The 19,583-nt window shown below is 69.5% G+C and carries 16 protein-coding genes; 3 read left to right on the top strand and 13 right to left on the bottom strand.

The annotated features are described in order from the left end of the window. Positions 1 to 402: 402 nt before the first annotated feature. The 4 genes from tyrS to FDK12_RS11090 all read right to left on the bottom strand — a co-directional run bounded on the left by tyrS (position 403) and on the right by FDK12_RS11090 (position 5,263). Entirely contained in the window at positions 403 to 1,728 is a 1,326-nt protein-coding gene (tyrS, locus tag FDK12_RS11105; RefSeq protein ID WP_137369623.1) for a tyrosine--tRNA ligase, read from the bottom strand. Between the two features lie 12 nt (positions 1,729 to 1,740). Then, positions 1,741 to 3,993: a HelD family protein gene (locus FDK12_RS11100; RefSeq protein ID WP_137369622.1), complete on the bottom strand. Its 2,253-nt coding sequence runs from the start codon at positions 3,991 to 3,993 to the stop codon at positions 1,741 to 1,743. A gap of 50 nt (positions 3,994 to 4,043) precedes the next feature. Beyond that, positions 4,044 to 4,499, bottom strand: a complete 456-nt coding sequence (locus tag FDK12_RS11095) for an adenine phosphoribosyltransferase (protein ID WP_262983385.1) — start codon at positions 4,497 to 4,499, stop codon at positions 4,044 to 4,046. Between the two features lie 119 nt (positions 4,500 to 4,618). Next, positions 4,619 to 5,263 carry a DNA-3-methyladenine glycosylase gene (locus tag FDK12_RS11090; protein WP_137369621.1) on the bottom strand — a complete coding sequence of 215 codons (645 nt, stop codon included), beginning with the start codon at positions 5,261 to 5,263 and terminating at the stop codon, positions 4,619 to 4,621. 92 nt (positions 5,264 to 5,355) lie between these two features. Here FDK12_RS11090 and FDK12_RS11085 point away from each other — a divergent pair, with 92 nt between their 5' ends. Further along, positions 5,356 to 6,936 carry an Ada metal-binding domain-containing protein gene (locus FDK12_RS11085; RefSeq protein ID WP_137369620.1) on the top strand — a complete coding sequence of 527 codons (1,581 nt, stop codon included), beginning with the start codon at positions 5,356 to 5,358 and terminating at the stop codon, positions 6,934 to 6,936. Positions 6,937 to 7,011: 75 nt separating this feature from the next. Beyond that, positions 7,012 to 7,557: a methylated-DNA--[protein]-cysteine S-methyltransferase gene (locus FDK12_RS11080; protein ID WP_137369619.1), complete on the top strand. Its 546-nt coding sequence runs from the start codon at positions 7,012 to 7,014 to the stop codon at positions 7,555 to 7,557. Positions 7,558 to 7,593: 36 nt separating this feature from the next. Here FDK12_RS11080 and FDK12_RS11075 read toward each other — a convergent pair whose 3' ends face one another. The 9 genes from FDK12_RS11075 to argC all read right to left on the bottom strand — a co-directional run bounded on the left by FDK12_RS11075 (position 7,594) and on the right by argC (position 18,470). Continuing rightward, positions 7,594 to 9,471 (bottom strand): ABC transporter ATP-binding protein, encoded by a 1,878-nt coding sequence (locus tag FDK12_RS11075; RefSeq protein WP_189636331.1) that lies wholly within the window; start codon positions 9,469 to 9,471, stop codon positions 7,594 to 7,596. Positions 9,472 to 9,630: 159 nt separating this feature from the next. After that, positions 9,631 to 11,085, bottom strand: a complete 1,455-nt coding sequence (gene argH, locus FDK12_RS11070; protein ID WP_137369617.1) for an argininosuccinate lyase — start codon at positions 11,083 to 11,085, stop codon at positions 9,631 to 9,633. After that, a complete protein-coding gene (locus tag FDK12_RS11065) occupies positions 11,085 to 12,287 on the bottom strand; it encodes an argininosuccinate synthase (protein WP_137369616.1) in 1,203 nt (400 codons plus the stop codon). Before FDK12_RS11065 ends, argH begins: the two co-directional genes overlap by 1 nt. A 135-nt stretch (positions 12,288 to 12,422) precedes the next feature. Further along, positions 12,423 to 12,962, bottom strand: coding sequence for an arginine repressor (locus FDK12_RS11060; RefSeq protein ID WP_137369615.1), 540 nt, complete (start codon positions 12,960 to 12,962; stop codon positions 12,423 to 12,425). Then, positions 12,959 to 13,942 carry an ornithine carbamoyltransferase gene (gene argF, locus FDK12_RS11055; RefSeq protein WP_137369614.1) on the bottom strand — a complete coding sequence of 328 codons (984 nt, stop codon included), beginning with the start codon at positions 13,940 to 13,942 and terminating at the stop codon, positions 12,959 to 12,961. Before argF ends, FDK12_RS11060 begins: the two co-directional genes overlap by 4 nt. Continuing rightward, positions 13,939 to 15,240, bottom strand: a complete 1,302-nt coding sequence (locus FDK12_RS11050) for an acetylornithine transaminase (protein ID WP_137369613.1) — start codon at positions 15,238 to 15,240, stop codon at positions 13,939 to 13,941. Before FDK12_RS11050 ends, argF begins: the two co-directional genes overlap by 4 nt. Next, complete coding sequence (argB, locus tag FDK12_RS11045; protein WP_137369612.1) at positions 15,237 to 16,262, bottom strand: acetylglutamate kinase; 1,026 nt, start codon at positions 16,260 to 16,262, stop codon at positions 15,237 to 15,239. The genes FDK12_RS11050 and argB overlap by 4 nt, the downstream gene beginning before the upstream one ends. 10 nt (positions 16,263 to 16,272) lie before the next feature. After that, the gene (gene argJ / locus FDK12_RS11040) at positions 16,273 to 17,442 is read right to left on the bottom strand and encodes a bifunctional glutamate N-acetyltransferase/amino-acid acetyltransferase ArgJ (protein WP_137369611.1); all 1,170 of its coding nucleotides are present in this window, start codon (positions 17,440 to 17,442) and stop codon (positions 16,273 to 16,275) included. Then, a complete protein-coding gene (gene argC / locus FDK12_RS11035; protein ID WP_137369610.1) occupies positions 17,439 to 18,470 on the bottom strand; it encodes an N-acetyl-gamma-glutamyl-phosphate reductase in 1,032 nt (343 codons plus the stop codon). The genes argJ and argC overlap by 4 nt, the downstream gene beginning before the upstream one ends. Before the next feature lie 106 nt (positions 18,471 to 18,576). On the opposite strand from argC, the gene FDK12_RS11030 reads away from it, so the two are divergent. Continuing rightward, positions 18,577 to 19,542 carry a quinone oxidoreductase family protein gene (locus tag FDK12_RS11030; RefSeq protein ID WP_137369609.1) on the top strand — a complete coding sequence of 322 codons (966 nt, stop codon included), beginning with the start codon at positions 18,577 to 18,579 and terminating at the stop codon, positions 19,540 to 19,542. The last annotated feature ends 41 nt before the right edge of the window (positions 19,543 to 19,583 follow it).

Raw genomic sequence — 19,583 nt, 5'->3', positions numbered from 1 at the left:
ACTTGGCACACTATTGAGTTCTCAAACAACAGGAACGTCCGATTACTTGCAAACCCGGCGCTTCCGCGCCTTCCCGGCTTGTTTTCCCTCGTCGTTATGTTCACAGCTTATTTCACTTCGATTTCCCTTGTCAAATCCGCTGCTTTGGCCTAAAGCCTGCAGAATGCAAATTCGACAAAGCAATCCCATCACAAATAGAGGTCAATTCCTGGCCCGTTTCAGAGCGCACAGACTGACCGCTAGATTTCGAAGGGGTTGGTCACCCTCACCGGGGCAACTCCACAACTATACGACCACCGCTCCCCCGACACAAATCCACCCACCACCACCGGCGAACAGCACGGGCCGACACCCTCCCGAGGAGCGTGCCGGCCCGAGCAACAGCGTGCATCAGCGCAAGGATCACCCGACGACGTCGACCATCGCCAGGTTGCGCTTCCCGCGGCGGACCAGAAGGTAGCGTCCGTGCAGCAAGTCGTCGTCACCGATGATGTGATCGGTGTCCGTGATCTTCGTGTTGTTGACGTAGGCGCCGCCCTCGGCAATCGTGCGGCGAGCCGCCGAGTTGCTGGCCGACAGGCCAGATGCGACGAGGAGGTCGACGATGCCCAGGGCATCCCGGGCGACGGACATGGATTCGAGTTCCGCTGTCGCTGCCTGCAGGGTAGGGAGGTCGAGTCCGCCGAGTTCGCCGTTCCCGAAGAGTGCAGCAGAGGCAGCGATGACCTTCCCGGTCGCTTCGACCCCGTGGACGAGCGACGTCACGTCGTAGGCGAGGGCTCGCTGGGCCGCCCTCTCGTGGGGGCGCTCAGCGGTCGCCCGCTCCAGATCCTCGATCTCCGACCTGCTGCGGAACGTGAAGATGCGCAACCGCTCGGCCACGTCGGCATCCGAGGTGTTGAGCCAGAACTGGAACATCGCGTAGGGGCTCGTCATCGCGGAGTCCAGCCAGATGGCGTTGCCTTCGCTCTTGCCGAACTTGGTGCCGTCCGAGTTCGTGATCAACGGCGTGCCGATGGCATGCACACCCTTCCCTTCGACCTTGCGCACCAGCTCGGTTCCGCTCGTGAGGTTGCCCCACTGATCGGACCCGCCCGTCTGCAGCACACAGCCGTAGTCCCGGAAGAGCTGCAGGTAGTCCATGCCCTGCAGGATCTGGTAGCTGAACTCGGTGTAGCTGATGCCCTCGTCCGAGTTCAGGCGCTTGGCGACCGTCTCCTTCTTAATCATCGTGCCCACGCGGAAGTACTTGCCGACGTCACGCAGGAAGTCGATGACGCTCATCGGTCCGGTCCAGTCGAGGTTGTTGACCATGCGGGCCGCGTTGTCGCCCTCGAAAGAGAGGAACCGCTGCACCTGGCCCTGGAGGTAGCCGACCCACTCCGCGACGGTCTCCTTCGTGTTCATGGTGCGTTCCGCCGTCGGGCGCGGATCACCGACGAGCCCGGTGGACCCCCCGACGAGGCCCAGGGGGCGGTGTCCGGCGAGCTGCAGCCGACGCATCGTCAGCAGCTGGACCAGGTTGCCGAGATGGAGACTGGGAGCCGTGGGATCGAATCCGCAGTAGAAAGTGATGGGAGGGCCCGCCAGCAGTTCCTTCAACTCGCCCTCGTCGGTTGACACATACACCAGGCCGCGCCACACCAGCTCGTCGTAGATGGTGCCGAACGACGGATCGTTGTGCTGGCCTTCGAGGCCACTGACCGGGGTATCTGTTTGCTGGGACACCCTCCCAAATTATCAGCCGGCGATACCAGCAGGAATTCGACCGGTCGAGATCATGCGCAGGCGCTGGGTAGGGCGGGTCATCGCGACGTACAGATCACCGACCCTGGCCGTGGCGGAGTCCAGCATTTCGTGCGGTTCGAGGATGACGACGCCGTCGAACTCCAGCCCCTTGGACTCCCGCGGGCTGATCACCACGATGTCCTGGCCCGGCCCGCCTGCTCCGGAGCCGACGCGATCGCCGTAACTCGCCGTCAGCGCACCACGGACGTCGTCGAGCTGGTTCTCGGGAGCGATGACGGCGAGCAGCCCGCCGTCGATGGCCGACAGCTCCTCGGGCATGACGCCCACCAGGGACGGGATGAGCTCCGGCACGGTATCGAGGACGGGACTGAACCTGCCCTCCCGGACGGCCTTGGGCGCCGATACGACCAAACCTGCGGCATTGGCCATGCGAACCGCCGCCTCGGCGATCTGCGACGGAGTGCGGTAGTTGACCGTCAGCTCCTCGAGCTGCCACCGGTTCCCCACGAACGGCTCGAGCGCCTGCTGCCACGACCTCGATCCTGCAGCCGAACTCGTCTGCGCGATGTCACCGACGATGGTGAAGGACTTGAGCGGGCACCGCCTCATCAGCAGGCGCCACTGCATCGGCGACAACTCCTGCGCCTCGTCGACCACGATGTGGCCGTAGGCCCACGTGCGGTCGCCCGAAGCCCGTTCCGCCGCCGAGAGTCGCGTCGCGGTGACGGCGTTGTGCTGCGCGAGGTCCTCCGCCGTCAGCACGCCGTCGACTCCGGCGTCCTCTAGTGACGCGTTGACGTTCTCGAGAGCCCGCTCGGCATTGGCGAGATCGCGCTTCTGCTCCTGCTCCTGCGCTGCGCTGTCACGGCCCGCTGATGCGTCGAGCTCACCGAGGAGTTCGGCGGCCTCGTCGAGCAACGGCACGTCGGCTTCGGTCCAGGGCGAGCCGACGGGTCGTGCCAGGGCGGCGAGTTCGGCAGCGGTCAGCTGGGGCGCCGCCGCACGGAGCAGCTCCGGACGCGCGAACAGCTCCGACACCAGCTTCTGCGGCGTGAGCGGCATCCAGGCGAGGTTGAGTGCGATCCGGACATCGCGGGAGCTGCGGACATCTTCCGCCAGGTAGGACCGGTCGGCATTGTTCCCCCCGCCCGACGACTCCTCGAGCTTGTCCAGCAACTGCTCCGTGAGCTCGCGCAGGAGGGTCTTCACGAACGTCACCCGTGCCTCGTTGTGCGGCTTGCCGGTGGCGCGGGCACGCTCCCGCGCACGGCTCACCTGCCTCGGCGTGAGCGTGAGCACGGTGCCCTCGACGTTGAGCCGCTGGTTCTCCACCGGCACGCGCTCACGATTGGCGACAGCGTTCCTGATGACCTGCGCCATCTCGAGCCGGCCCTTGATCGCGGCGACCTCGTCGTTCGGCTCCTGCACGGTGGCGACACCCGGCATGAGCGTTCCGATCCCGGCCATCACCACGCCGGTCTCGCCGAGGGACGGCAGGACGCGCTCGATGTACTTCATGAAGGCGTCGGTGGGACCCACGAGCAGGACACCTGCCGACTTGAGCCGATCGCGGTGCGTGTAGAGGAGATACGCGGCGCGGTGCAACGCCACGGCCGTCTTGCCCGTGCCGGGACCACCCTGGACAACGGTGACTCCCGGCAGGGGCGCGCGGATGATGCGGTCCTGCTCCGCCTGAATGGTTCCCACGATGTCGGACATCTGGCCGGTACGGCGGGAATTGAGCGCCGCCAGCAGCGCGCCCTCCCCCTGCAGGGACTCGTCATCCCCGAGGAGATCCGCATCGAGGACGTCGTCCTCGATGGCGACGACGTCGCGCCGGGACAGGATGAGGTGGCGACGCCGCCGCACACCCATGCGCTCGAACGCCGTGGCCTGGTAGAAGGTCCCCGCCTCAGGGGCGCGCCAGTCGACCATCAGCTGGCGGAGGTCGTCGTCGGAGAGGCCGATGCGACCGATGTACCGCTTGTCCCCGTCGTCGAGATCCAGGCGCCCGAACACGAGTCTGTCGTCGACCGCGTTCAGCTGGGCGAGGCGGTCCTCGTACATCGTGGCGAAGGCGTCGCGTTCCGACCGGTTCTGGTGGGATCCTGCTGCCTGCGTGCGTCGGACGTCAGCCAGCTGCTGGGTTTTCTCTGCCCGGAGTTCGTCGAGCCGGCGGTACAGGCCGTCGACGTACTCGCGCTCGTGGTCGAGCTCGGCTTTGGCCTGGGACGTCTCATGCATCGGAAACTTCCTTCCAGAAAGGCAGACCGTCAATTCTAGCGCGGCGGATGCTACACGGTCTCCAGCGCCCGGACCGGGCGGCCGGCGAGTGTGCGGCGTCCGCCCAGGTCTCCGAGTTCGAGTACGACGCCGCATCCGACGACGACGGCTCCTGCCTTCTCGAGCAGCGTGCACGCCGCCCCCAGCGTCCCGCCCGTGGCGAGGACGTCGTCGAGCACGAGGACGCGGGCACCCGACGGAAGGTCGGACCGGTGGATCTCGAGCGCCGCCTGTCCGTATTCGAGATCGTACGACTCGCGGAACACGGGGCGCGGCAGCTTACCGGCCTTGCGCACCGTGACGACGCCGGTTCCAGTCGCGTAGGCGACGGCAGCCGCGAGGAGGAATCCCCGGGCCTCGACTCCGGCGACCGCGTCGAAGGTCCCTGCGTACGGCTCCGCCAGGGCTTCGACCACGGAGCGGAATGCGAGCCCGTCGGCGAAGACGGGAGTGAGGTCGCGGAACATGATCCCGGGCGACGGGAAATCGGGGACGACGGCGCACAGCCGGTCGATGGATCCCTTCGCTTCCGCGGCGAGCGCCGAGGGTCCTGCTGGGTCCTGCGCGCTGTCCGCTCCGCTCATCGTCACGAATCAACCTTACGGGCTGGGCGTTGCTTGCCGGGACGGTACCGGGAGACGGTGGGTTCCCCCGGCAGCCAGAAACGCCACGGGTACTCCGCTGTCCCGGCGACACCGCTCACTCCAACTCGTGGACCTTGTTCCACCGCCGTCGCTGGTTCCCCCGGGAGGACGAGCCGGAAGGGATCCGCGAATGCATCGGCCCCGTCGAACCGGCGGTCCAGCCCCAGTGCCTGAGCGAGGCGGGCGGGGCCACGGGCGAGGTCGAGATCCGACGCCGGATGCGAGCGGCGATGCCGCGCGAGGTCCGCACCCTCGACGATCTCGCCCGCCCGCAGCAGCAGCCCGGTCGCCCAGCCCTCCCTGCCGCAGACGATGTTGGCGCAGTAGTGCATGCCGTAGGTGAAGTAGACGTAGAGGTGACCGGCAGGGCCGAACATGGTCGCATTCCGCGCGGTCCTGCCGCGGAATGCATGGGAACCCGGGTCGTCCGGACCGAGGTACGCCTCCACCTCGGTCACGCGCACGGTGACCTCGCCGTCCTCGTTCCTGTGCGTCAGGTGCGCGCCGAGGAGCCACGGGGCCACGTCGAGCGCGCTGCCGCCGAGCCTGTCCCGACCGTCCTGCGGCGTCCCGCTCTGCTCCGTCACCCGTCGACCGTAGCAAAACCCCGCCGCTGCCCTCCCGCAGCCACGTCCGATTCCCGCTAGTTCCTACCCCTGCGCAATGACAGGATGGCGGCATGGACTTCTGGCAGCAGTACCGCGCGATCGATGCTCGCGACGTGCGATTCGACGGGCAGTTCGTGACGGCCGTCTCGACCACGGGGATCTACTGCCGGCCCTCCTGCCCCGCCCGGACGCCCAAGCCGACCAACGTCACCTTCTTCCGCACGTCGGCCGCGGCGCACGAGGCCGGCTACCGCGCCTGCAAACGCTGCCTGCCGGAGGCCGTGCCGGGAGACCCGGAGTGGAACATCCGGAGCGATACCGCGGCCCGGGCGATGCGCCTCATCGCCGACGGCGAGGTGGACCGCTCGGGAGTGTCCGGATTGGCGGCCGGGCTCGGGTACTCGCCCCGGCACCTGAACCGCATCCTGAAGGACGAGCTCGGCGCGGGCGCTCTCGCGCTTGCCCGCGCGCACCGTGCGCAGACCGCCCGAGCCCTGCTCACCGCTTCCCCGCTGCGCTTCGCGGACATCGCCTTCGCCGCCGGATTCGGCAGCGTTCGGCAGTTCAACGACACCGTCCAGCAGGTTTTCGACCTCACCCCGCGGCAGCTGCGGGACGCCTCCCGGCAGCAGCGCCGCAGAAGGGCGGACGACCCGGTCGGCGACGGCGTGACGACGGGCGGACAGGTCCGGATCTCACTGTCCCTTCCCGTGCGGTTGCCCTACGACAACGGGATCTTCGATTTTCTCGCCGCCCGTTCCATCGAAGGGGTCGAGCACACCGGAGCCGCGAGCTACGAACGACTGCTCCGGCTGCCGTCCGGTCCGGCCTGGTTCAGGGCGAACGCCGTCGAGCTGCGCGGCAACGGACAGGCAGCCCTGCCGGTGACGGTCTCGGTGTCGGGTCTGGCGGATCTTCCCGCGCTCCTGACCCGCATCCGGCGACTGTTCGACCTCGACGCCGACCCCGCCGCGATCGATGCGGCCCTGTCGCGCAACCCCTCCTTCGCGGGCCTGGTGGAGTGCACGCCCGGCATGCGGCTTCCGGGCTCACTCGATCCCCATGAGACCCTGGTCCGTGCGATCGTGGGTCAGCAGGTCACGGTCCCCGCGGCGACCGGAGCACTCACCCGGCTTGCGGCGGCAGGCGCCCCCGTGGAGTTGCCCGGTACGCCGCTGACGAAGCTGTTCCCGTCGGCGGAGGATCTCGCTGAAGCACCGGAACCGCTCCTGCGGGGCCCGCACCGACGCAACCAGGCCCTGCGCTCGGCAGCACGGGCGCTCGCGTCCGGCGCCCTCGAGGTGGGCGTCGGATCCGATCCCGTGACCCTGCGTGCAGCGCTCCTGCAGCTCGACGGCGTGGGACCGTGGACCGCCGACTACGTGATCATGCGCGTGCTCGGGCACCCCGACATCCACCTTCCGTCCGACGCCGCAGTGCGGAGTGGGTGGGCGCGGCTCGAACGGCCGGGCGGAACCCGACCGACACCGGAGATCACTGCGATCGATCCGCGCTCCTCCCGTGCCTCGCTCGACGACGCGATGGCCGGCGTCCGGCCATGGCGCTCATACGCGACGCTGCACCTCTGGCGGACCGCAGCACCGCGCATCCGGGATGGGACGTCCCGGCCACCACTCGTCGTCGTCGCCTGACCGGTTTCCCTCCCCTTCCGCATCGGCTCCGCGCCACCCACCCGTCTCCCACCGCACTCGAACGATCGGACCGCCATGACCGCCACTCTTGCCCACGCCGCTACCCTGCACGGCGCCACCACGACCACGCTGGACACGCCCGACGGCGCCTTCACCGTCATCGAGGCGGAGGGCGCGGTCCTCTCGTCCGGATGGACGGACCTCGCGTCGGACCTGATCGGACAGATCCATCCGACCATCAGAGGAAGAAGCTTCGACCCCGCCTCCTCGTCGGTCCAGCCGATCGTCGACGCCGTGTCCCGCTACTACGACGGCGACTTCGGTGCCATCGATGCGGTCCGGGTGGTGCAGGTCTCGGGACCGTTCCGGGCCCACGCGTGGGACGTGCTGCGCACGGTCGAGCCGGGCTCACCCGTCACCTACCTCCAATACGCCGAGCGCGCGGGCAGCCCGAGCGCAGTCCGGGCAGCTGCGGGAGCGTGCGCGAAGAACGCGGCGGCGCTCTTCGTCCCCTGCCACAGGATCATCAGGACGGACGGCACACTCGGCGGCTTCCGCTGGGGGCTGCACGTCAAGCAGCGACTGCTGGATCGCGAGGCCGGGCGACCTGTCGACGACTGATCGGCCCGACGGGTCCCGGAACACCCCTTCCGGTCGTCATGCGTGCGCGACCAGGCGTTGACGCGCGGCCATGTCGCGGTACAGCTCGCTGTCCTGCAGGAGCTGCTCGTGGGTGCCCACGGCAGCAACGCGACCCTGATCGAGTACGACGATCTGGTCGAAGTCGGCCACCGTGGAGAGGCGGTGCGCGACCACGACGACCGTCCGGTTCCGTGATGCCTCCCCCAGGGTCTGCTGCAGCAGCTGCTCCGTCCGCGAATCGACGGCCGACGTCGGCTCGTCCATGAGCAGCACAGGACGGTCGGCGAGGATCACGCGGGCCCAGGCGAGGCGCTGGCGCTGGCCGCCCGAAAGCCGGATTCCGTCCTCCCCCAGATTGAGGTCGAGGCCGTCGTCGGACCGGTCTCCGAGAGCGTCGAGCCCGACGGCGGCGAGGACGCGTCGGAGTTGCTCGTCGGTCGCGCCGGGTGCGGCGAGTCTCAGGTTGTCCGCCAGGGTTCCACTGAGCACCGGCGCCTCCTGCTCGACCAGCCCGATGTGTGAGCGGAGAGAGGATCGGTGGAGACCCGGCAGCCCGGTGCCGCCGAAGGTGATCCTGCCGTCCGTCGGCTCGTAGAACCGCTCGAGGAGAGCCAGAACCGTCGATTTCCCCGCTCCCGAGGGTCCGACGAGCGCGGTCCTGCTACCAGCGGGAACGGTGAAGGTGACGCCGTCGAGCACGAGCTGACCGCGGTCCGGCGGGCCGGTCACCTGTCCCTTCTCCGGGGACTCGTCCCCGGACGGGGCGTCCCCGGCCGGCCCGGCTGGTGACGCCCCGTCGTCGTCCCCGGCGGCGTACCGGAAGCTGACGTCACGGAATTCGATGGCACCGCCGACGGGAGCCGCCGGCGAGCTGTCGACTCCGGGCCCGGCGGCCGGCGTCGCGGGCACGAGCCCGGTCTCGTCGGACCGCTCGGGGTCGAGGCGGGCGATCTCCTGGATGCGGTCCAGCGCAGCGAGCCCCGACTGGATCTGGACGAAAGCGCTCATCGCGGATCCGATGGGCATCACGAGGAGGAACAGGTACAGGATGAACGCGATCAGGTCGCCGAGCTGCAGCTGGCCGCCGGCCACGCGGATCCCCCCGACGGCGAGGACCACGATGAAGGCACCCTGGACGCAGATGGACATGATGGGCTGCACCGCGGCTTGCAAGCGCGCCATCGCGATACCGGCGCGGAACGCCTTCGTCGCCTCGCCGTCGATCACCGCTGCCTCGCGCTCCTCCGCGACCGACGCCTTGATCGTCCGTATGCCGGAGAGCCCGCGCTCGACGGCGGCGGTCATCGACCCGACGGCATCCTGGACGTCGCGGCTCCGCGTGCGGATGAGGCGGCCGAGGAACAGGACGCCGCCTGCACCGAGCAGGACCGCCGAGAGCGTGATGCCGAACAGCAGCGGGTCGATGAGCACCATGAGGACGACGGCGGCACAGAACATCAGGATGGACGACACGATCTCGAAGAGGCCCGAGGTGATGACGCTCCGCATGAGTGTCGTGTCCGAGCCGACGCGGGACATGAGGTCCCCCACACGCCTGCGGTCGAATTCACGGACGGGAAGGGCCAGCAACTGCCGGACCAGTGACCGGCGCACACCCAGTACCACGGACTCGGCCGTGCGCTGCAGGAGGTAGGACTGCGCTGCCCCGAAGACAGCGCCGCCGAGGGTGATCGCGACGAGGAACCAGATGAACACCGTGGCCGGTCGACTCGCCGACACGGCGTTGACGAGTTGCTGGACCATGAGCGGCTGGGCGATCGAGAGGCCGGTCGAGATCAGGGAGACGACGGCGACCAGGAGGAGGACGCGCACGTGCCCCTTCAGGTAGGGGAAGAACTCCCGGAGGGAGGCACGCTGGGCGGTGGGCTGCATGCTCACACCCTGCGGCCGCCGTCGCGCACGTGCAAGGGGCTTCGCGACGGGCGTAGCGTCGGCCGGACTGCCGGGCATCCATGGAGAAGGTGCAGCGCGGCGCGCTTCCGTCAGGAACCGCGCCGCACCCGCCAGGATCAGGCCGGGAGCAGGCCGGGATCAGCCTGCAGCGTATCCTCCGACGCCGTCGAGTTCCGTCTTCAGCGCGGCGAGCTGGAGGCGGACGGCGGCAGGAGCAGTACCGCCCTGGGCATCGCGGCTGGCCAGCGATCCCTCGACCGTGAGCACCTCGCGCACGGCGGGCGTCAGGTGCTCGGAGATCCCCGCGAATTCGTCGTCCGTCAGGTCCCAGAGTTCGACACCGCGCCGCTCCGCCACCCGGACAGCCGCGCCGGACAGTTCGTGCGCCTCGCGGAAGGGCACCCCCTGCCGGACGAGCCACTCGGCGATGTCCGTTGCCAGAGCGAACCCCTGCGGCGCCAGGGCAGCCATGCGCTCCGTGTTGAAGACGAGCGTGGCGATCATCCCGGAGACGGCCGGCAACAGGACCTCGAGCGTGTCGACGGCGTCGAACACCGGCTCCTTGTCCTCCTGCAGGTCGCGGTTGTAGGCGAGAGGCAGACCCTTGAGCGTCGCCAGCAGACCCGTGAGGTCACCGATCAGCCGCCCGGCCTTGCCACGCGCGAGTTCGGCGACGTCCGGGTTCTTCTTCTGCGGCATGATCGAGGATCCGGTCGAGAAGGCGTCGTCGAGCGTGACGAAGGAGAATTCCTTCGTGGCCCAGATGATGATCTCCTCGCTGACGCGGGAGAGGTCGACCCCGATCATCGCCGCGACCCAGGCGAACTCCGCGTAGACGTCCCGGGCTGCGGTCCCGTCGATGGAGTTGTGCGTAGCGGAGAAGAATCCGAGGTCGACCGCGACGGACTCGGGATCGAGCCCCAGCGATGATCCGGCGAGGGCACCGGACCCGTAGGGGGAGATCCCGGCGCGCCGGTCCCAGTCCTGCAGGCGCTGCACATCGCGCAGCAGCGCCCAGGCATGGGCGAGCAGGTGATGGCTCAGGAGCACCGGCTGCGCGTGCTGCAGGTGCGTACGCCCGGGCATGGGCGCCTCGAGGTGCGCCTCCGCCTGGTCGACCAGCGCGGTGATCGTCGCCAGGACCCCCCGGGCGATGATCCTCGCATGGTCCCGCAGGTACATGCGGCCCAGCGTCGCCACCTGGTCGTTCCGTGAGCGGCCGGCACGTAGCTTGCCTCCCAGCGCCGCGCCCGCGCGTTCGATCAGGCCGCGCTCGAGCGAACCGTGCACGTCCTCGTCGCTCTCCGCCGGGACATAGGCACCCGAGCGCACGTCGGCGTCGAGGCGATCGAGGGCGTCCAGCATCCCCGCCAGCTCGGCGTCGTCGAGCAGGTTCGCGCGGTGCAGCACCCGGGCGTGCGCACGGGAGCCCTCGATGTCGTACGTCGCCAGCCGCCAGTCGAAGTGCGTTGACTTGCTCAGGGCCGCGAGGGCATCGGCGGGGCCGCCGGCGAACCGGCCGCCCCACAGCGAACCCTCGTTCGTTCCGCCCCTGGCTGCGGCGTCCGCGACGCCGTCGTGCGCTGGAACCATCAGGCGCCCGCCCGCTGGTCCCGGCTCGACGCCACCTTGGAGGACAGGCCGAAGATCTCGATGAAGCCGCGCGCCATCGACTGGTCGAAGGTATCGCCGGAGTCGTAGGTCGCGAGGTTGAAGTCGTACAGCGCCACGTCGGAGCGGCGGCCCGTGACCGTCGCACGCCCACCGTGGAGGTCCATGCGGATATCGCCCGAGACGTACTTCTGCGTGTCGTCGACGAACGTGTCGAGCGAGCGCTTGAGGGGCGAGAACCACTGGCCGTCGTACACCAGCTCGGTCCAGCGCTGATCGACGGTCTTCTTGAAACGGGCCTGCTCGCGCTCGATCGTGACGTTCTCGAGTTCACGGTGGGCGGCGATGAGGGCCATGGCGCCCGGTGCCTCGTAGATCTCGCGGCTCTTGATGCCGACCAGACGGTCCTCGACGATGTCGATGCGGCCGATGCCCTGAGCACCGGCACGTCGGTTGAGCTCCTCGATGGCCTGCAGCGGCGTCACGGCGTTGCCGTCGATGGCGACGGGGATGCCCTCCTTGAAGGAGATGACCACCTCGTCCGCCGCGGGCGGGAACTCGGGCGACGCGGTGTAGTCGTACACGTCCTTGGTGGGGGCGTTCCAGATGTCCTCGAGGAAGCCGGTCTCGACGGCGCGGCCCCAGACGTTCTGGTCGATGGAAAACGGGTTCTTTTTGGTCGTCTCGATCGGCAGGCCCTTCTCCTCGGCGAAGGCGATGGCCTTGTCCCGCGTGAGGGCGAGGTCGCGGACGGGTGCGATGCACTTCAGGTCCGGGCCGAGGGTCTGGATGCCGACCTCGAACCGCACCTGGTCGTTGCCCTTGCCGGTGCAGCCGTGGGAGACCGTGGTGGCGCCGAATTCACGCGCCGCGGCGACGAGGTGCTTGACGATCACGGGTCGTGACAGCGCCGAGACGAGCGGGTAGGAGTCCATGTACAGCGCGTTGGCCTTCAGGGCCGGCATGCAGTATTCGGTCGCGAACTCGTCGCGGGCGTCCGCCACGTAGGCTTCCACTGCGCCGCAGCCGAGGGCGCGCTGGCGGATGGTCTCGAGGGATTCCCCGCCCTGTCCGACGTCGACGGCGACGGCGATGACCTCGGCGCCGGTGGCTTCGGCTATCCAGCCGATGGCGACGGAGGTGTCGAGTCCGCCTGAGTAGGCGAGGACGATGCGTTCGGTCACGGAATATGCTCCTTCAATGGTCCGGGCTGTCGCCCGTGAGGTTGTGTGGTCGTGGTGGGTCTGTGTGTGGTCGTTCGCGTGAGGCTCATCGTGCGGTAGCGCTGCCCGCTCTGTGCCAGCGTAGCGGCGCGGGCCTCACGCCGGTTCGCCGGCCCCTTGCGCTTCCTGGGCCAGCCCGAGGAAGCGCTCTGCGACGGCCGCCCCGCCGTCGACGTCCCGGCTGACGAGCATCACGGTATCGTCCCCCGCGATGGTTCCCAGAATGGACGGCATCACGGAATGGTCGATGGCCAGGGCGAGGAAGTTCGCGGCGCCGGGCGGAGTGCGCAGGATGACGATGTTCCCGGACGACTCGGCGGTCACCAGCAGTTCGTTGCACAGCTTCGCGAGGCGCGCGTCGAGGATCTCCTGGGAGACACCGCTCTGCACGTGGCGACCGCCTCCCTCCACGGGCACCGCGTAGACGAGCGCTCCATCGGCTCCCCTGACACGCACCACGCCGAGTTCGACCAGATCGCGGGACAACGTCCCCTGGTTGACCTGCACGCCGTCCGCTGCGAGCAGCGTCGCGAGCTCCGCCTGGGAACGCACGGACTGCGCCGTGAGCAGGTCGGTGATCCGTGCGTGACGGGCCGTCTTCGTGGTGGGCCGCGTCGAATCGCGCTGCACCGTCATGCGGAGGGTCCCTCCCCCTCGAGCGGCACCGACCGGCTCGAGCCGGCCGACCGGGCGACGAGCCATGTCATGAGCGCCTTCTGCGCATGCAGCCGGTTCTCCGCCTCGTCCCATACGAGTGACTGGGGACCGTCGATGACGTCCGCGGCGATCTCGTAGCCGCGGTAGGCGGGCAGGCAGTGCAGCACGACGGCGTCCGGGGCGGCCTTCGCCATGGCCGCCGCGTCGACGGCGTAGGAGCGGAAGAGTTCCTGCCGTGCCGCCTTCTCGTCCTCCTGTCCCATGGACACCCAGGTGTCGGTGGCGACGACGTCGGCACCGGCAAGGGCGACAGCGGCGTCCGACGTGACGAGGACCGATCCGCCGGTCTCGGCGGCCCGCTCCTCGGCGGCGGCGACGACGGCCGGGTCGGGAAGGTAGCCCTCCGGCCCGGCGATGCGCACATGCATGCCCGCCGTCACGCCGGCCAGGAGGTAGGAGTTCGCCATGTTGTTGGCGCTGTCCCCGAGATAGGTCATCGTCAACCCTGCCAGGGCTCCCTTGTGCTCCCGGATGGTGAGGAGGTCCGCGAGCAGCTGGCACGGGTGGTAGTCGTCGGAGAGGGCGTTGATGACCGGCACGCTCGACGCCGCAGCCATCTCCTCCAGTCCCGCCTGCGCATAGGTGCGCCAGACGATCGTTGCGACCATCCGCTCGAGGACCTTCGCCGTATCGGTGATCGACTCCTTGTGCCCGAGCTGCGAATCCCCTGCGCCGATGATCAGTGGAACTCCCCCGAGGTCGGCGATCCCGGCCGCGAAGGAGACGCGCGTGCGGGTCGACGTCTTGTCGAAGATCACGGCGACCGTCTTGCAGCCGGCCCCCTCGCCCGCGAACGGGGCGTGGGAGTAGGGGCGTGCCTTGAGTTCGGCGGCGAGGTCGAGGACCTCGGCCTGCTCGGCGGGCGTGAGGTCGGTGTCGACGAGGAAGTGGCGCGTCATGCTGTTGCCTCCCGGGCGGTGGTCAGGGCGGTGGCGAGGATCGCGGGCAGGGCGTCGAGGAACGTCTCGGCCTGCTCGATGGTGAGGATGAGCGGCGGAGCGAGGCGGATGGTCGACGGACCGGTCGCGTTGATGATGAATCCTGCAGCTAGCGCAGCCTGCACTGCAGCCGGCGCGTGATCGCCGTCGAGGTCGAACCCGATCAGCAGCCCCTCGCCCCGGACGGCGGTGACTCCCTCGATCCCGGCGAGGCGCGAACGGACGTGGGCGCCGACGTCGCACACGCGCTGCAGGGCGCCGGACGCCTCCAGGGCGTGCAGCGTCGCGAGTCCCGCCGCCGTCGCCACCGGGTTGCCGCCGAAGGTGGTGCCGTGCTGGCCTGCCGTGATCAGGGTCGAGACGTCCTCGCCGAACGTGACGAGCGCGCCGACCGGGAAACCGCCGCCGAGTCCCTTGGCGAGGGTCATGGCGTCCGGTACCACGCCGTCGGTCCACTGGTGCGCGAACCAGCGGCCTGTCCGGGCGATACCCGACTGGACCTCGTCGAGGATGAGCAACGCGCCGTGCTCGCGCGTGAGCTCCCGCGCTGCGCGGAGGTACTCGGCGGAGAGCGGGCGGACTCCCGCCTCACCCTGGATGGGTTCGATGACGAGCGCGGCCACCGTGCCGTCGAGGGTTGCCCGGAGCGCGTCGATGTCGCCGAACGGCACGTGCTCGACTCCGCCCGGGAGCGGCTCGAACGGCTCGCGGTATGCCTGCTTCGACGTCAGGGCGAGTGCGCCCATGGTGCGGCCGTGGAAGGCGCCCTCGAGGGCGATGATGCGGTGCCGCTCGGGCGTGCTGTTCCGGCGGGCCAGCTTGAAGGCGGCCTCGACGGCTTCCGTGCCCGAGTTCGTGAAGAACACGCCCGAACCGGACGGGGCCTGCGAGAGGGCCAGCAGCTTCTCGGCGAGCGCCACCTGCGTGGGGCTCGTGAAGAAGTTCGAGACATGCCCGAGGGTGGCGAGCTGGCTGGAGATCACGGAGGTGACGAAGGGGTGCGCGTGGCCCAGGGCGTTGACGGCGATCCCGCCGAGGAGATCGAGGTACTGGTTCCCGTCCGCGTCCCAGACATGGCAGCCGGAGCCTCGTACGAGCACGCGCTGCGGCGTGCCGAACACGCCCATGAGCGCTCCGTTGTACCGGGCGAGCCAGGCCGTACCGGAATCCCCACCGGTGAGGAGGTCCACCCTGCCGTCACCTGCTGCCGAGGGCTCCGCGGCATGCCTGCCCGTGGTGGCGATGCTGGTCCCGTTCATGACGAAGCTCCTGCGCTGAAGGTGGTGTGTGCGTCCGCTGGTGTCGAGGGAGCCGTGGCGCGGTCCGATCCCGCACGAGTCCCGCCGGCGGCGTCGGGCACCACCTGCGTTCCGATGCCCGCGGTGGTGAAGGTCTCCAGCAGCATCGAGTGGGCAAGCCGCCCGTCCACGATGTGCGCGCGCTCCACACCGGCCTCGACTGCCTGCAGGCACGCCTTCATCTTGGGGATCATGCCCGATTCGAGGCTGGGCAGGAGTTCGCGGAGCTGAGCCGCCGAGAGCGAGGAGATCAGCGACGAGCGGTCCGGCCACGCGGCGTACAGGCCCTCGACGTCGGTGAGGATCACGAGCTTCGACGCTCCGAGCGCGGCGGCGAGCGCTGCAGCGGCGGAATCGGCGTTCACGTTGAGCACCTGCTGCGTCGCCTCGCCGTCGGCGTCGTACTCGGGGGCGACGGTCGAGATCACGGGGATGCGCCCCGCCTGCAGGATGTCGAGGATCGCGCCCGGGTGGACCGCGGTCACCTCGCCGACGAGACCGAGGTCCACCGGCTCGCCGTCGACGACGGTGCCCGTCCGGACGGCGCGGAGCAGGCCGCCGTCCTCCCCCGACAAGCCGACGGCGTAGGGCCCGTGCGAGTTGATGAGGCCTACGAGCTCACGGCCCACCTGCCCCGTCAGGACCATGCGGACGACGTCCATGGCCTCGGGAGTGGTGACGCGCAGACCACCCTTGAACTCGGACTGGATGCCCAGCTTCCCGAGCATCGCGTTGATCTGCGGACCGCCGCCGTGCACCACGACGGGACGGATGCCTACGTGGTGGAGGAAGACGATGTCCTCCGCGAAAGCGCGGCGCATCTCCTCGTTCACCATGGCGTTGCCGCCGTACTTGACGACCATCGTGGTCCCGGCGAAGCGCTGGATCCACGGCAGCGCCTCCATCAGGGTCGCTGCCTTGTCCTGCGCCCTGAGTGTCGAGACCGAAGGCCCTGTGTCCGTGTCGGTTCCCGTGCCGGTCATGTCTCCCCCTTCAGCTCGAGTAGGCCGAGTTCTCATGCACGTACTCGTGCGTGAGGTCGTTGGTCCAGATCGTCGCGCTCGCGGCTCCGGCCGCGAGGTCGATCTCGACGGTGACGTCCCGCCCGGTCAGGTCGACCAGGTCCCGGGAGTCGCCGATGCCGCCGTTCCGGCAGATCTGGACGCCGTTCATCGACACGTTCAGCCGGTCCGGTTCGAAGGCCGCGTCCGTCGTGCCGACCGCTGCGAGGACACGACCCCAGTTCGGGTCGTTGCCGAAGATCGCGGTCTTGAACAGGTTTGAGCGGGCGACGGCGCGGCTGACCGTCTCGGCATCGCGTTCGGACGCTGCGTTGACGGTCCGTACCGCGATGGTGTGGCTGGCGCCCTCGGCGTCGTTGATGAGCTGCGCGGCGAGGTCGAGGCAGACGTCGGTCAGGGCCGCGGTGAACTGGGCCTGGTCCGGTGCTATGCCGGCGGCACCGGACGCGAGCAGCACGACGGTGTCGTTGGTGGACATGCAGCCGTCGGCATCGGTGCGGTCGAAGCTCACACGGGTCGCTTCCCGCAGCGCGGCGTCGAGGGCCGCGGGGTCCAGTGCCGCGTCCGTCGTCAGGACCACGAGCATCGTCGCCAAACCGGGTGCGAGCATACCGGCACCCTTGGCCATGCCGCCGATCGCGTACCCCTCGCTCGCGGAATCCGCCGTCGCCGGGTAGCGCGCCTCCTTGGGCACCGTGTCCGTCGTCATGATCGCCTCTGCCGCGGTCGGTCCCCCTCCCCTGCCGAGCGACCCGACGGCGTCGGTCACTCCGGCCAGGAGCTTGTCCATCGGCAACTGCTCGCCGATCAGGCCGGTCGAACACACGAAGACGTCGCCCGCCGAGACGCCGAGGAGTTCGGCCGTGACCTCGGCCGTCCTGTGCGTGTTCTGGAATCCCTCGGGGCCGGTGCACGCGTTGGCACCCCCCGAGTTCAGGACGACGGCGTCGACGCGCCCGTCCGAGACCACCTGCCGGGACCACAGCACGGGCGCAGCCGCCACCCGGTTGGAGGTGAAGACGGCGGCGGCGTTATATAGGGGCCCGTCATTGACGACGAGCGCGACGTCGGGCTTGCCGGTGCTCTTGAGCCCGGCGGCAACTCCGGCGGCCCGGAACCCGCCCGGATAGGTGATGCTCACGGTGCGATCCCCTGGATGCTCAGGCCTGCGGTCTCGTCGAGTCCGAGGGCGATGTTCATGGACTGCACGGCTCCGCCGGCAGTTCCCTTGGTGAGGTTGTCGATGACGCTGCTGACGATGACCCGCCCGGCATGGTCGTCGAAGGCGAGCTGGAGGCTCGCGTAGTTGGAGCCGAGGACGGACTTCGTCGCGGGCCACTGCCCTTCCGGCAGGATCCTCACGAAGGGTTCCTGCGCATAGGCCAGCTCCCATGCCTCGCGCAACTGCGCATAGCCGACACCGGGGCGCGCCCTGGCCGTCGCCGTCGTCAGGATGCCCCGGGCCATGGGCGCGAGCGTCGGGGTGAAGGAGAGCGAGACGCGCTCGCCCGCGGCGAGGCTCAGGCCCTGCTCCATCTCCGGCGTGTGGCGGTGTCCGCCGCCGACACCGTACGGGCTCATGCCTCCCATCACCTCGGCCCCGATCAGATGGGGCTTCGCGGCCTTGCCCGCGCCGGAGGTGCCGGACGCCGACACGACCACGACGTCGTCGGGCTCGAGGAGCCCCGCGGCGAAGCCGGGCGTGAGCGCAAGGAGGACGCTCGTCGGGTAACAGCCCGGCACAGCGATGCGGCGGGCGTCCACCAGTTCCGCGCGGCGGCCCGGCAGTTCCGGGAGGCCGTACGGCCAGGCGCCGGCGTGCGCCGATTGGTAGAACTTCTCCCACGCGGCGGGATCCTCGAGGCGATGGTCCGCCCCGGCGTCGATCACGAGCGTCTCCGGCGACAGCTGGGCCGCGACCTCGGCGCTGGCGCCATGCGGGAGTGCGAGGAAGACGACGTCGTGTCCGGCCAGAACCTCCGGCGTGGTCTCCTGCAGCACCCGGTCCGCCAACGCAAGGAGATGGGGCTGGAGGGTGCCGAGGCGCGATCCGGCGTTGCTGTGGGCCGTGATGGCCCCCACTTCGATGTCCGGGTGGTTGGCCAGGAGGCGCAGGAGCTCGCCCCCGGCGTAGCCGCTGGCGCCCGATACTGCTGCGGAGAACGTCATGTGCTCCAGCGTACAGCAAAGGTATGCAGTGTGGCACATAACTATGCATGCATCCTGGCCAGCTTCGGGAATAGCATGATGGGACGCCACCGAAAGGACCTGCCCCATGCCCTCTGCCATCGTCGTCGCCGAACCCGGCGGCCCGGACGTCCTGACGCTCCAGACGGTCGACCGCCCCGTGCCCGGGCCGGGCCAGCTCCTGGTGCGGGTCGCCGCCGCCGGAGTAAACTTCATCGAGACCTACCAGCGCAGCGGTGCCTACGCCGTGGAGCTCCCCTTCACGCCGGGGGCGGAGGCAGCCGGGACGGTCGAGGAGATCGGCGAGGGCGCGGCGGGCTTTGCGCCCGGCGACCGCATCGCATTCGCGGAGGGCAGGGCGACCTACGCGGAGTTCGCCGTCGTGGACGCGGACAAGGCGCTACCGGTACCCGACGGCGTGGACCTCGAGACCGCAGCAGCGCTGCCACTGCAGGGCATGACCGCGCACTACCTCATCAATTCCACCTTCCAGGTCCAGCCCGACCACACGGTGCTGCTCCACGCGGGAGCCGGCGGCGTCGGCCTGCTGCTCATCCAGTTGCTCAAGTCCAAGGGCGCGCGCGTGATCACCACGGTGTCCACGCGCGAGAAGGAGGACCTGGCGCGCCGTGCCGGCGCCGATAAGGTCCTGCGGTACGACGGCTTCGCCGAAGCGACGCGGACCCTGACGGACGGCACAGGGGTCGACGTCGTGTTCGACGGCGTGGGCAGGTCGACGTTCGAGAAGTCGTTACGCTCCCTGCGGATTCGCGGCACGCTCGTGGTCTATGGGGCGGCCTCCGGCGCAGTGCCGCCCTTCGACGTGCAGCGCCTCAACAGCGGCGGTTCGCTCTTCGTCACCCGCCCCACCCTCGCGCACTACCTGCTCACGCCCGAGGAACGGCGCTGGCGCTCCGAGGAACTCTTCGGCGCCGTCGCCGCCGGTCACCTCGACGTCCGGATCGGCGCCCGTTACCCGCTCGCCGACGCGGCCAGGGCGCACGAGGACCTCCAGGCGCGGCGGACCACCGGCAAGGTGCTGCTCATCCCCTGACCCCTGCCCCGCACGGCCGAAGGCCCGCCCACACGGACGGT

This window comes from Arthrobacter sp. NamB2 (assembly GCF_005281365.1).
Taxonomy (GTDB): Bacteria; Actinomycetota; Actinomycetes; order Actinomycetales; family Micrococcaceae; genus Arthrobacter_D.
Note: the sequence above shows the minus strand (reverse complement) of the source record. Positions and strands in the feature narration are given on the sequence as shown.